General features: G+C 74.0%; 12 protein-coding genes. 6 read left to right on the top strand and 6 right to left on the bottom strand.

Features of this window, described 5'->3' with window-relative positions; translation table 11 throughout:
• Positions 1-93: 93 nt before the first annotated feature.
• The 4 genes from ACRYR2_RS05730 (at position 94) to ACRYR2_RS05715 (ending at position 4962) form a co-directional block, all read left to right on the top strand.
• Positions 94-549 carry a cytidine deaminase gene (locus tag ACRYR2_RS05730; RefSeq protein ID WP_432562008.1) on the top strand — a complete coding sequence of 152 codons (456 nt, stop codon included), beginning with the start codon at positions 94-96 and terminating at the stop codon, positions 547-549.
• Positions 546-1829, top strand: a complete 1284-nt coding sequence (locus ACRYR2_RS05725) for a thymidine phosphorylase (RefSeq protein WP_432561871.1) — start codon at positions 546-548, stop codon at positions 1827-1829. The genes ACRYR2_RS05730 and ACRYR2_RS05725 overlap by 4 nt, the downstream gene beginning before the upstream one ends.
• Positions 1830-2116: 287 nt before the next feature.
• The gene (locus ACRYR2_RS05720; protein WP_432561870.1) at positions 2117-2617 is read left to right on the top strand and encodes a DinB family protein; all 501 of its coding nucleotides are present in this window, start codon (positions 2117-2119) and stop codon (positions 2615-2617) included.
• Positions 2618-2703: 86 nt separating this feature from the next.
• The gene (locus tag ACRYR2_RS05715; RefSeq protein WP_432561869.1) at positions 2704-4962 is read left to right on the top strand and encodes a putative bifunctional diguanylate cyclase/phosphodiesterase; all 2259 of its coding nucleotides are present in this window, start codon (positions 2704-2706) and stop codon (positions 4960-4962) included.
• Here ACRYR2_RS05715 and ACRYR2_RS05710 read toward each other — a convergent pair.
• The 4 genes from ACRYR2_RS05710 to ACRYR2_RS05695 all read right to left on the bottom strand — a co-directional run bounded on the left by ACRYR2_RS05710 (position 4949) and on the right by ACRYR2_RS05695 (position 9104).
• Positions 4949-5509, bottom strand: coding sequence for a hypothetical protein (locus tag ACRYR2_RS05710; protein ID WP_432561868.1), 561 nt, complete (start codon positions 5507-5509; stop codon positions 4949-4951). The two genes, ACRYR2_RS05715 and ACRYR2_RS05710, sit on opposite strands and share 14 nt — an antisense overlap.
• Positions 5510-5736: 227 nt before the next feature.
• A complete protein-coding gene (locus ACRYR2_RS05705) occupies positions 5737-6726 on the bottom strand; it encodes an intradiol ring-cleavage dioxygenase (protein WP_432561867.1) in 990 nt (329 codons plus the stop codon).
• A gap of 40 nt (positions 6727-6766) precedes the next feature.
• Positions 6767-8170: an MFS transporter gene (locus ACRYR2_RS05700; RefSeq protein ID WP_432561866.1), complete on the bottom strand. Its 1404-nt coding sequence runs from the start codon at positions 8168-8170 to the stop codon at positions 6767-6769.
• Positions 8171-8204: 34 nt separating this feature from the next.
• Positions 8205-9104, bottom strand: a complete 900-nt coding sequence (locus ACRYR2_RS05695) for a LysR family transcriptional regulator (protein ID WP_432561865.1) — start codon at positions 9102-9104, stop codon at positions 8205-8207.
• 89 nt (positions 9105-9193) lie between these two features.
• Here ACRYR2_RS05695 and ACRYR2_RS05690 point away from each other — a divergent pair, with 89 nt between their 5' ends.
• On the top strand, positions 9194-10120 hold the full coding sequence (locus ACRYR2_RS05690) for a DMT family transporter (RefSeq protein ID WP_432561864.1): 927 nt from the start codon (positions 9194-9196) through the stop codon (positions 10118-10120).
• Here the strand turns inward: ACRYR2_RS05690 and ACRYR2_RS05685 are convergent.
• On the bottom strand, positions 10041-10565 hold the full coding sequence (locus ACRYR2_RS05685; RefSeq protein ID WP_432561863.1) for a GNAT family N-acetyltransferase: 525 nt from the start codon (positions 10563-10565) through the stop codon (positions 10041-10043). The two genes, ACRYR2_RS05690 and ACRYR2_RS05685, sit on opposite strands and share 80 nt — an antisense overlap.
• 118 nt (positions 10566-10683) lie before the next feature.
• Between ACRYR2_RS05685 and ACRYR2_RS05680 the strand changes: the two genes are divergently transcribed.
• Positions 10684-11784: an adenosine deaminase gene (locus ACRYR2_RS05680; protein ID WP_432561862.1), complete on the top strand. Its 1101-nt coding sequence runs from the start codon at positions 10684-10686 to the stop codon at positions 11782-11784.
• On the opposite strand, the gene ACRYR2_RS05675 is transcribed toward ACRYR2_RS05680, so the two are convergent.
• Positions 11769-12746 carry a helix-turn-helix transcriptional regulator gene (locus ACRYR2_RS05675; RefSeq protein ID WP_432561861.1) on the bottom strand — a complete coding sequence of 326 codons (978 nt, stop codon included), beginning with the start codon at positions 12744-12746 and terminating at the stop codon, positions 11769-11771. The genes ACRYR2_RS05680 and ACRYR2_RS05675 overlap by 16 nt on opposite strands.
• Between the last annotated feature and the right edge of the window lie 3 nt (positions 12747-12749).

Below are 12749 nucleotides of genomic sequence, written 5' to 3'. Positions count from 1 at the left end.
ATCGCTGCCCAGGGTGGGTGGGGCATGGAGTCCGCCCCGATCGCACACCCGCCCGGGCAGCACCGCACGAGGAGGACGCACGTGAGCGACCAGCTGCCCGAGCGGGCGCACGACCGGGACGGACACCCCACCCTCGCTGCTCCGCCCGACTTCGACGTCCTGCGCGCCGCCGCTCGTGAGGCGCTGCAGCACTCCTACTCGCCGTACTCGAAGTTCCCCGTCGGCGCGGCCGCGCTCGTCGACGACGGGCGCGTCGTCTCGGGCGCGAACATCGAGAACGCCTCGTACGGCGTGACGTTGTGCGCCGAGTGCACGATGGTCGGGCAGCTGCAGATGACCGGCGGCGGCAGGCTCGTCGCCTTCGCCTGCGTCGACGCCGCCGGCAACGTCCTCATGCCGTGCGGGCGGTGCCGCCAGCTGCTGTTCGAGTTCGGCGGCCCGGACCTGCTGGTCGACTCCCCGCGTGGGATCGTGCCGATGACGCAGGTGCTGCCCGACGCGTTCGGGCCGCACGACCTGGACGACCCCGCACGGAAGGTCCCCGAATGAGCCGGCAGTTCGCCGCCGTCGACGTCATCCGCACCAAGAGGGACCGCGGTGAGCTGTCCGACGCCCAGATCGACTGGGTGATCGACGCCTACACCCGCGGCGAGGTCGCCGAGGAGCAGATGTCCGCCCTGGCGATGGCGGTGCTGCTCAACGGCATGAACCGTCGCGAGGTGTCGCGCTGGACGAGCGCGATGATCTCCTCGGGCGCGCGGCTGGACTTCACCGACCTGCCCCGGCCCAGCGTGGACAAGCACTCCACCGGTGGGGTGGGGGACAAGGTGACGCTGCCGCTGGCCCCGCTCGTCGCGGCCTGCGGTGCGGCCGTGCCGCAGCTGTCCGGCCGCGGGCTCGGTCACACCGGCGGCACCCTGGACAAGCTCGAGGCGATCCCCGGCTGGCGCGCGTCGCTGACGCTGCCGGAGATCCGCGCGCAGCTGACCGACGTGGGCGCGGTGATCTGCGCCGCCACGGGTGACCTGGCACCGGCGGACAAGAAGCTCTACGCGCTGCGCGACGTCACCGGAACCGTCGAGGCCGTCCCGCTCATCGCCAGCTCCATCATGAGCAAGAAGATCGCCGAGGGCACCAGCGCGCTCGTCCTGGACGTCAAGACCGGCTCCGGGGCGTTCATGAAGTCCCTGGAGGACTCCCTCGAACTGGCCCGCACGATGGTCGACCTGGGCACCGACGCCGGGGTGCGCACCGTCGCCGTCGTCACCGACATGTCGACCCCGCTGGGCCGCACGGCCGGCAACGCGCTGGAGGTCCGCGAATCGGTGGAGGTGCTCGCCGGTGGCGGGCCCGCCGACCTCGTCGAGATCACCCTCGTGCTGGCGCGCGAGATGCTCGCCGCCGTCGGGCTGGACGCGGTGGACCCCGCCGACGCGCTCGCCGACGGGCGCGCGATGGACGCCTGGCGCCGGATGGTCGCCGCCCAGGGCGGCGACCCGGACGCGCCGTTGCCCGTGGCGCAGCACACGCAGGAGGTGCTCGCCCCGTCCGCCGGCTTCCTCGACGTCGACGCGATGGCCGTGGGCGTGGCCGCCTGGCGGCTGGGTGCGGGCCGGTCGCGGCGCGAGGAGGCCGTGCAGGCCGGGGCGGGCGTGGAACTGCACGCCGTGCGCGGGGACGCCGTGCGCGCCGGCCAGCGGATCATGACGCTGCACACCGACACCCCCGAGCGGTTCGACTGGGCCGCGCAGGCGCTGGAGGGCGGGTTCTCGGTGTCCGCGCAGGCACCCGTGCAGGTGCCGCTGGTGCACCAGCGCATCACCGCCTGACCGCTCACCCCGGGCGGACACCCGCCGGTGTCACCACGTGGAGGGAGGTGCGGGTGTCCCGGAACCGTCGCTGGGGCGACGTCCTCGGGACACCCACGGCTGCCCCCACGCCTCGTCGCGTCCGCGTCCGTGGACGGCACGGGGCTCACCGTGTGGACGTCTCGCAGCGCGGGGCGCTGACGGCGGTCCGGTCGTCGGCGGGGGAGTCCTGCTGCGTTCCGCCGCAGCCCGCTCAGTCCGCCTCCGTCGTCGCGCCGCGCACGCCGAACCTCTGGGATGCTCACGGCGTGACCCGACCTGCGACGCCTCCGGTCGACGACGTCGTGGCGCAGCCGCTCAGGGAACAGTTCGAGGTCTTCCTCGACCAGCACCGCCTGATGCTCACCGCGTGCCTGGACGGGTTGACCGAGGAGCAGGCCCGCCGGCGGCTCGTGCCGTCGGACACGACGCTGCTGGGGCTGGTCAAGCACGCGACGTTCGTCGAGCGGGTGTGGTTCGAGGAGGCCGTCACCTGCCGCAGCCGGGCCGACCTCGGGCTCGAGGCCGGTCCGGCGGAGTCGTTCGTGCTGCACCCGGACGACACCACCGCCTCGGTGCAGGCGGCTCACCTCGCGGCGTGCGCGGCCTCCCGCCGGGCGGTCGCGGGGACGGGCCTGGACGAGGTCCTGCGCGGCAACCGTCGCGGGCCGCTGCCGTTGCGCTGGGTGTACCTGCACGTGCTGCGGGAACTGGCGCAGCACTGCGGGCACGCGGACGTCCTGCGCGAGCAGGTGCTCGCCCAGGGTTGACGGCGGACCGCCACCCGGACGGCCCAACCGTGATCAAGATCCCGGTTCCACGCACCGATGGTTCGCAGGACAGGAGGAGGTTCCAGGTGTTCCAGCGACCGCGGGTCGGCGCCGCAGGGTGGATGGCGGCGACGTTCGTGCTGGCCGTGGCCTACCTCGCTCCGGTGCCCGACGCGGTCCGGTCCGGTGGCTACGGCGTCCTGGCCGTCGGTGTCCTGGGGGTCTCGGTCGTGGTCGTCCGGCGCCGCCGGCCGCGACCGGCGTGGACGTGGTCCCTCGTCCCGATCAGCGCGGCCCTGTTCCTCGTCGGGTCCGCGCTGCGGCCCTGGGCCGACGGCAGGCCCGGGGTGTGGGCCTTCGCCGGGGACCCGTTCTCCCTCTCCGGCTACGTCGTGCTGTCGGTGGGCCTGGCCCGGTTGGCGCGGGCGGCCGGCGGGCTGCGGCGCGAGGTGGTCATCGACGTGCTGGTCGCGGGGCTGGCCGGGGCGGTGGCCGCGGTGCAGTTCCTGGTGCTGCCCGTGCTGGACCTGCCCGGCCGCACCGTGACCGGTTCCGTGCTCGCCGGGGTCTACCCGCTGCTGGACGCCTTCGTCCTGCTGCTGGTGCTGGACCTGCTGCTGACGGCCCCGCAGGTGGTGGCCTACCGCTGGCTGGGTGGGTGCATCGGCTTCATGCTCCTGGGCGACCTCGGGTACGCCGTCCTCGGGCGGCAGGGGCAGTTCGTCGCGCCCACCGCGTTCGACACCCCGTTCGTCGTCTCGTACTTCCTGCTGGCGGTCGCCCTGCTGCACCTGCCCCGCCGCACGTCCCGCGACCGCCGCCGCACCGTCCGCTTCGACGCCTGGTCGCCGGCCCGGCTCGCCGTCCTGGGCACCTCGCTCGCGGGGGCGGCCTACCTCGCCAGCACCCGCGTCAACCAGAGTCGCCTGGAACAGATCGCGGCGTTCGTGCTGCTGTGCGTGATGATCGGCCTGGTGCTGGCCCGGGCCGTCGTCGCGGTCAACGGGCACGCCGCCGCGAAGGTCGTCCTGGAACACCGGGCGACGCACGACGCGCTCACCGACCTGCCCGGCCGTGACGAGTTCGAACGTCGCGTCGACGCGACGCTGGCCGGCCGCGCCGGGTCCGCGTGGTTGCTGTTCATCGACCTCGACGGCTTCAAGCTCGTCAACGACTCCTACGGCCACGGCGCCGGCGACGACCTGCTGTGCGCGGTCGCGGGGCGGTTGCGGCGACTGGCCCCGCCCGACGCGGTGATCGGCCGGCTGGCCGGCGACGAGTTCGTCGTCGCCGTCAGCGGCGACCTGCCCGCTGCCGTCGACCTGGCCGGTGAACTCATCGGCGGACTGCGCACGCCCGTCCGGCTGCCGGTGGCCGAGGTCGCCGTCTCCGCCTCCCTCGGGGTCGCCGAGCTCGCGACCTCCTTCGCCGTGGCGCTGCGCGAGGCCGACGCCGCGATGTACCGGGCGAAGGCGCACGGCCGGAACCAGTTCGCCATCTGGGACGAGTCGCTGCGGATGCAGATCGGCGACGAGGTCGAGTTCGAGCTCGACCTGCGCAGCGCCGTCGCCGAACACACCCTGGAGGTCCACTACCAGGCCGTCGTCTCGCTGGCCACGGGCTCCCCCCACGGTGTCGAGGCCCTGCTGCGGTGGAACCACCCGCTGCACGGCCCGATCTCGCCCGTGCGGTTCGTGCCCGTCCTGGAGGAGACCGGGCTGATCGTCGACGTCGGACGCCGGGTCCTGGACACCGCCCTGACGGACCTGCGGGGCTGGCGCGACCAGGGCCTGGTCACCGAGGACTTCGTGCTGTCGGTGAACGTCTCGCCGCGCCAGCTGCTCGACCCGTTCTTCGCCGACACCGTCGGTGAACTCCTGCAGGCCCACCGCCTCGAGGGGCCCGCGCTCATGCTCGAGATCACGGAGACCTCGATGCTGCAGCAGGACCAGCAGACGATGCGGCTGCTGGACCGGCTGCGGTCGTTGGGCGTCGGCCTGGCCGTCGACGACTTCGGGACGGGGTACTCCGCGCTGAGCTACCTGCGCAACTTCCCCGTGACCCGGGTCAAGGTCGACCGCAGCCTCGTCTCCGGTGTGGACCGGAACATCGGGGACGAGGAGGTGCTGCGTGCTGTCGTGGCCGTCAGCAACGCCCTCGAGCTCGCCATCACCGCCGAGGGCGTCGAGACCGAGGAACAGCGGGAGGTGCTGCAGCGCCTGGGGGTCGGGCAGGGCCAGGGGTGGTTGTGGCACCGGGCCCAGCCCGTCGCCGACACCGCGCAGTACCTCGCCTCCTTCCGCCTGGTGGCGGTGGACCCGCGGCCGGCGCTCAAGGCCGACTGAAGTCGTAACCGTAGAACGCCTGGGTGTCGAGGCGTTCGCCCTCGGTGCCGAACGTCCGTGTGATGCGGTTGATGAGCCGCGGCAGCGCGAGCTGCTCGTCGTTGTACGCGCACACGTCCACCGCGGCCACGCCGCCCTGCTCGTGGATGCCGCGGCAGATCGTCTCCACGATCCGCACGAACGCGCCGCTGCTGCGGTAGGACGGGTGCACCCCGATGCACCCGATGTAGCAGATCGTCCGGTCCGCGAACTGCCGCGGGTACCGGTCGGCGTAGAAGTCCAGGGAGAGCAGCGGCACCACGGACAGGTCGTTCGTGGCCGTGCCGAACGCCCCCACGGTCCCGTCGCGGTCCACGTCGCGGATGACGTACTTGCGCCAGCGCTCGTCGAGGCAGACCTCCTCGAACTCCTCCCGGGTCATGAGGTGCTGTTGCGCGGCCCGGACCGCGAGCCCCGAGAAGGCCAGTTCGTAGGCCTTCCAGGCGTCTTCCCGGTCGTTCCCGTCGAGTCGGTCCAGCACGTCCAGGGCGGTGTTGGCGCGCGGCATGAGATGTCCTCCGGTGCGTTTCGGCGTGACCCGATCTTGACACCGATCGATCACGATCGGTGACGGAACAAGATCGCAGCCATCCGTTCAGCCGACGCGGCGTCCCTCGAACGGGCCCTGCGGACACGGTGCGTCAGGGCCAGCAGGGTTCCGCGGACGGAACCCTGCTGGCCCTGACGCGAGGGGTGGACGGGACGGCTCGCGCGAGGTCCCCGGCGTGCGCCCGATCAGGCGGCGGAGGACATCGCGGTGGGCAGGTCCGTGGGCGCGCCCGACGGCGGGGTTCCGCCGCCGCCCGGGCCGCCGGCCGGGTGCCCGGAGGTGTCCGAGCCCATGCCGGCCATGGTTCCCGCGGTCGGTTCGGTGGTGGTGTCGACGCCGACGGTGAGCTCCACCGCGTAGCCGTTCGTCGTGTCGCCGGTGGCGGTCGGGGTCTGGGAGGCGCCGCTGTCGTCGCCGAACACGTTGTCGGTCGACAGGTCGACCCCGGCGAAGTTGCTCAGCGAGTTCTCGTACCCCGTGGTGGCGTACACGGCCTCGCAGGCGTCCTGGGGCATGGCGACCTGCGAGGTCGCGATGCAGTTCGCGACGTCGGTGATGCTGTCGAGGTCGGGGTAGACCTCGAAGTGGATGTGCGGCCAGCGGCCGTCGTAGCAGGCCGGGTAGATGCTGGTGAACGTGACGTCGCCGTTCTCGTCGGCCACCTGGACGCCGCGCAGGTAGTTCTCGCCGGTGATGCCCTCGCCGTAGAGGGAGTACTCCCCGTCCCGGTTGCAGTGCCACACGTAGACGGCGACGCCCTCGAAGGGGACGTTCCCGCCGGCCAGGTCGACGACGTTCAGCGTGAGGGTCATCGGAACCCCCTCGGCGGTCGTCGTGCTCGACCCGAAGCTGGAGCGGATGTCGCTGCGCACGACCCCGCTCTGCTCCAGGACGTCGGGCCCGTTCGAGCCGTCACCGGGGTAGGGGCCCGCGGTCTCGTCGGGGATCTCGGCCAGGCTGCCCGACGTCGTGCTCGAGGAGGACGAGGAGGCGGCCGTCGCGTCGTCGTCCCCGCAGGCGGCCAGGGTCAGGCCGGTGGCTCCCAGGCCGATCAGGCCCAGCGCACGACGACGGTCCAGCATCGTCGCGATGTCGAACGCCAGACCCTGGTCGTCGACGTCCTCGTCGGGGCGGGGGAGCGGGCGACCCTCGTAGCTGGGCTGGTTGTTCGTCATGGCACCACCGTCGGCGGGCCGGCCGAGGATCCGCGGTGCCTCATCGATGAACCGGCTGTGAGGCGCCCCCCGACACCCGGCGGGCGGCCAGCAGCGCCAGGACGGCGAAGACGACGCACAGCGGCAACGTCCCGGCGAACCCCGCCCAGGCCGACACCGCACCGAAGGCGGCGAAGGCCAGGCCGGTCAGGGCCATCGCCGTTCCGCCCCCGGCGGCGTCGCAGATCGTCAGCGCCGCCGAACCGGCGCCCTCCTGTCCCGGGGCGGACTGCTCCAGGACGAGCACCGTGGTGCGCGGGAAGCTCAGCCCCATCCCGGCACCGGCGCAGAACCAGCCCGCGGCGCTCACCACCACGGCGACCAGCGGGGCCGGGGTGGCCGCGGCCACGACGGCCTGGACCACCACGCCCACGAGGAGCAGCACCGTGCCGGTCCGCACGGCCCGCGAGTGCGGCAGTCGTGCGCCGAGCCGGCCCTGCACCGCCGAGGCCGCCGCCCACGCGATGGCCGCCGCGGTCAGGGTGGCGCCGGCGGCCCACAGTTCCAGGCCGAACCGTTCGTGCAGCATCAGCGGCAGGTACACCTCGGTGCTGAAGAACGTCGCCGCGAGCAGCCCGCGCAGCAGCACCGTCGCGGGCATCCCGCGGTGGGCGGTGAGGGTTCCGGCCGGCAGCAGCGGGCGCACCGAGACCACGAGCACGACGAGGGCGAGGACCGCCAGCGGCCACCGCCAGCCGCCCGTCGAGGTCGCCGAACTCAGCGCGACGACCGCCGTCGCCACCCCGGCCGCGGCCAGGAACCGGCTGCGGGGGAACCGGTCGGTGGTGGTGGCCGTCGGCCGGACGCGCAGCAGGGTGGGCAGGACGGCCGCGGCGGCGACCAGCACGAGGACCAGCACACCGGAGAACACCCAGTGCCAGCTGAAGGCCTGCGCGACCAGGGCGGCCAGCGAGGGGCCGACCAGCGAGGGCAGGACCCAGGCCGCGGCGAACGCGCCGAACACCGCCGGGCGCAGGTTCGGCGGGAAGGCCAGCGCGACGAGGACGTACAGGGTGACGCTGATTCCGCCCGAGCCCAGCCCCTGCAGGAACCGGGCGGCGACGAACACCTCCATCGACGGCGCCAGCGCCGCCGCGAGCAACCCGACGCAGAACACCGCCAGCGCGGTGAGCAGCGGCCGCCCCGGCCCCCGGCGGTCGGCCCAGCCCCCGGCCGCGACCATGCCCAGGACGCTGGCGGCCAGGGTCGCCGCGAACGCCGTCGCGTAGGCGTCGCGGCCGCCGAGGTCGGCGCTGACGACCGGCATCACGGTCGTCACGGCCAGGCTCTCGAAGGCCGTCAGGAACACCAGGGCCGTCGTGCCCAACGTCATCACGAGGTAGTGGGCGGAGAAGATCCCCGCGGTGGGCGCGGCGGCGCGCGCCGGGGTGGTGCTCTGGGTCACCCGGCTCACGCTAGGTGCTGCAGCGCGCTTGAGCTCAACCGAGTTCCGGTGCCGTGCCCGCCACCTCCCGCAGGGCGTCCAGGACGGCCCGCACGCTGCGCCGCGCCAGCGCCTCGGGGCGCAGCAGCGCGTCGACGCGCCGGTTCACCGACACGTCGGCCAGCGGCCGCAGCACCACGCCCGGTTCGGGACGGGTGGTGCGCGAGGGCAGCAGGGCGACGGCGTCCCCGGAGGCCACCACCGAGGCGGCGACGAAGAACTCGTTGATGCGGTGCACGACGTCCAGCGGGCGGCGGGCCGCGGCCGCCACGACGTCCAGGGCCCCGGCCAGCGGGAACCCCTCGTGCACCGAGATCCACCGCTCACCGGCGACGTCGGCGACGGTGAGGTGCTCGCGGCCCGCGAGGGGGTGGCCCGCGGCGATCGCCACGTGCAGGGGTTCGACGAGCAGCGGGACGACCCGCACCCGCCGCGCGGGCCACGACGGCCCGGCTTCGGGCCGGTGGGCGACGACGACGTCGTAGTCGGCCACCAGCGCCGGGAACTCGTGCTGGGCGACGTCCTCGTCGGCGCACCGCAGGGGTGGACTGCCGTCCAGGGCCGTCAGCAGCGGCCCGAACCACGCCAGCGCGGCGGAGTGGAAGGCGGACACGCCGACCTCGGTGTCGGGTGAGTCCAGGTGCCCGGCCACGGCGGTCCTGGCGCGGTCCATCGCGGCGGCGACGTCGACGGCTGCGACGGCCAGCGCCTCCCCGGCCGGGGTCAGCGCCAGCCGCCGTCCGCGCTTCTCGGTCAGCGGGACCGGGCAGGTCCGCTGCAGCGCGGCCAGTTGCTGCGAGACCGCGGACGGGGTGACGTGCAGCGCGCGGGCCACGGCGACCAGGCTGCCGCGCTCGGCGAGCTCGCGCAGGATCGTCAGCTGCCGCACGTCCATGAAGACAGGCTAAACACCGGGGTGAGGAACCGGCGCTGGACTGGACTGTTGCCTGCGGCCATCCTCGGGGGGTGGTACGAGATCGTCGGGTGGACGCCCTGCTGCTGGGCGTCGCCGTGGTGTGGGGCAGCAGCTACCTGGCCGCCAAGCTGCTGGTCGACGTCGCGGGCGTCCTGCCGGTGCTGGCGTTGCGCTACGCCGGCGCGGCGCTCGCGCTGGGCGTGGTCCTCGTGGTGGCCCGGGCGGGGGTGGGCCGCGCCGAACTGCGCTGGGGGCTGCTGCTGGGCCTGTCGCAGGCCGCGATCCTGCTGCTGGAGACGTTCGGCGTCGCCGGCACCAGCGCGACCAACGCGGGCCTGCTCATCTCCACCACGATCCTGCTGACCCCGGCCGTCGACGGCCTGGTGGCCCGGTCGTGGCTGCCGCCGGCGTTCTTCGCCGCGGCGCTCGTCGCCGTCGTCGGGGTGGCGCTGCTCGTCGGGGGCGGTGGCTGGCGGGTGCCGAACGCCGGGGACCTGCTGGTGCTGGCGGCGGCCGTGGTCCGGGCCTGCCACGTCACCGCCATCGGCCGGGTGACCCGGCGGGTGCGGCTGGACCTGCGCGCCCTGACGTTCGTGCAGACCGTCGTCGGTGCCCTCGTCTGCGCGGTGCTGGATCCCGTCGGCACGGCCGGTCTGGTGGCCTCCGCGACGCCGGCGCAGTGGCTGGGGATCGCCTACCTGGCCCTGGGCTGCAGCGTGTTCGCGTTCCTGGCCCAGTCCTGGGCGGTGCGCCGGACGTCGGCGGCGCGGGCCAGCCTGCTGCTGGGCACCGAGCCGTTGTGGGCCGTGGTCTTCGGGATCGCCTTCGCCGGCGACGTGCTCGGCGTGGCCGGGGCCGCCGGGGCCGTGCTGCTGCTCGGCGCGACGTTCTGCGGGCAGCGGATCGAGACCCGTTCTAGAGCAACGGCCCCGGTGCCGTCCGGGGACCCAGCGGGCGCTGCATCCGGTGCACGTCCCACCAGCGACCGAGTTTGAACCCGATCCGGGTGAACGTGCCGACGTCGGTGAAACCCATCGCCCGGTGCAGGCCCGTGCTCGCCTCGTTGGGCTGGGTGATGCCGGCGACCAGCATGCGGAAACCGCGGCGCTCCAGGGTCGCGAACAACTCCTGGTACAGCGCCCGGCCCGCGCCGCTGCGGCGCAGCCCCGGTTCGAGGTAGACGCTCGTCTCGCACGACCACGCGTACGCCGCCCGCGCCGCGTAGGGCGCCGCGTAGGCGTAACCGCGGACGACGTCGTCCTCGGTGAGCACGAGCCACGCGTGCTGCCGCCAGGACGCCTCGATGCGACGCGCCACCTCCTGCTCGGTCGGGGGGTCGAGTTCGAAGGTGACGGCGGTCTCGCGGACGTAGTGCGCGTAGATGCCTGCGCACGCGGCGGCGTCGGCGGTGGTGGCCGGGCGGACGGTTCGGTGCTGCACGTCAGGAGCGTAGGTGCGGGAAGCCGGTCGGCGTGACCGGCACCGCACCCGCGGCCGGGCCGACCGCCGCCTCGTCCGCGTGGTGCGGATCCGCCGGGGCGGCTGGCAGGATCGGGGGGTGAGCACTGAGAGCACGACCCTGGACCGGATGAAGGCACTGCCGAAGGTGTCGCTGCACGACCACCTCGACGGGGGGCTGCGGCCCGCGACGATCGTGGAGATCGCCGAGGCGAACGGGCACCGGCTGCCGACGACCGACCCCGAGGAACTGCGCGCCTGGTTCCGCGACGCGGCCGACTCCGGCACCCTGGTCCGCTACCTGGAGACGTTCGACCACACCATCGCCGTCATGCAGGACGCGGAATCGCTGGCCCGCGTCGCGACCGAGGCCGTCCTGGACCTGGCCGCCGACGGTGTCGTCTACGGCGAACTGCGCTACGCCCCCGAACAGCACCTGCAGCAGGGACTGAGCCTCGACGAGGTCGTCGTCGCGGTCGAGGAGGGCATGCGCCGCGGGGAACAGCTCGCGGCCGAGGCCGGAACCCCGATCAGGGTCGGAACCCTCGTCACCGCCATGCGCCACGCCGACCGCGGCCTGGAGATCGCCGAACTGGCGCTGCGGCACCGCGACTCCGGCGTCGTCGGGTTCGACATCGCCGGCGCCGAGATCGGTTTCCCGCCCTCGAACCACCTCGCGGCGTTCGACCGGCTGCACGCGGAGAACTTCCCGGTGACGATCCACGCGGGGGAGGCGTTCGGGCTGCCCAGCATCGCCGACGCGCTGCACACCTGCGGCGCCGAACGCATCGGCCACGGTGTGCGGATCATCGAGGACGTCGAACTCGGTGAGGGCCGCGACCGGCTCGGGCTGCCGAACGCCACGCTGGGCCGGCTGGCGACGTGGGTCCGCGACCGCGGGATCGTCCTGGAACTGTGCCCGTCGAGCAACGTGCAGACGGGGGCCGCGACCAGCGTCGCCGAGCACCCGATCACCGTCCTGAAGGACCTGGGCTTCTCGATCAGCGTGAACACCGACAACCGGCTGATGTCGGGGACGTCGCTGTCGCGGGAGTTCGCGCTGCTGGTCGACGAGGCCGGCTGGGAACTGGCCGACGTGGAGCGGGCCACCATCACGGCGCTGTCGGCCTCCTTCCTGCCCTTCCCGGACCGGCTGGCGCTGGCCACCGAGGTCGTGCGCCCGGCCTACACCCCGGCCTGACCCGCGTACCTGCCGAGCACGTCGCGGGCCGTCCGCACCAGGTCCGCGACGAGTTCGGCAGGTTCCAGCACCAGGACCGCCGTGCCCAGCCCGAGCAGGACGGCGCGCGCGGCCGGTAGCGCGCGGAACGTCGCGACCACCTCGACGAACCCACCGGGTTCCGCGTGTTCCACGGGTTCCACGGAGGGTTCGTCGAGGAGTTGCGCGTCGGCGATGCGCAGCAGCAGGCCGGCGTCGTCGGCGCCCACCCGCAACCGCACCCGGACCCCTTCGCCGGGCGGGCGTTCGACCTGCTCGCGCAGCCGCCCCCACACCGGGGCCAGGTCCGGCAGGTCCGCCGCCACCGGCTCGTCGAGGAGTTCGGCCTCGGCGACGCGGTCGACCCGGAACAGCCTCTCGCCGTCGGCGACGGCGGCGACCAGGTACCAGGTGCCGCCCTTGGCCACGAGGCCCAGGGGGTCCAGCGTCCTGGTGGAGGCCCGTGCCGCGCCGGCCGAGCGGTAGCGGATCCGGACGCGCCGCGCCGAGAACACCGCTTCCTGCAACGCCGCCAGGTGCGGGGTCCGCTCGCGCGAACGCCACCCGGCCGGTTCGACCAGGATCCGTTCGGCGGCGCGGCGGAACGGCTCGCGCCGGGCCGCCGGGGTCGCCGCCAGCAGTTTGCGCACGGCCGACTCCCAGGCCCGCCGCTGCGGGTCGCCCGTGCCGGACGCCCCGGAGAACAGGGCGCGCGCCTCGGCCGTGGTGAACCCCGAGACGTCGGTGCGCCAGTTCTCCAGCAGCGAGATCCCGCCGCCGCGACCCCGTTCGGTCCACACCGGCACCCCGGCGGTCGACAGGGCCTCCACGTCGCGCAGCACCGTGCGGGGGGAGACCTCCAGCCGGGCGGCCAGGTCCGGGGCCGAGAGCCGGCCGTGCGTCTGCAGCAGGAAGAGGAGGGAGAGCAGACGGTCGGCGCGCACCGG

The organism is Kineococcus deserti, assembly GCF_050871945.1.
GTDB lineage: Bacteria > Actinomycetota > Actinomycetes > Actinomycetales > Kineococcaceae > Kineococcus.
This window is presented reverse-complemented; position numbering and strand designations above follow the sequence as displayed.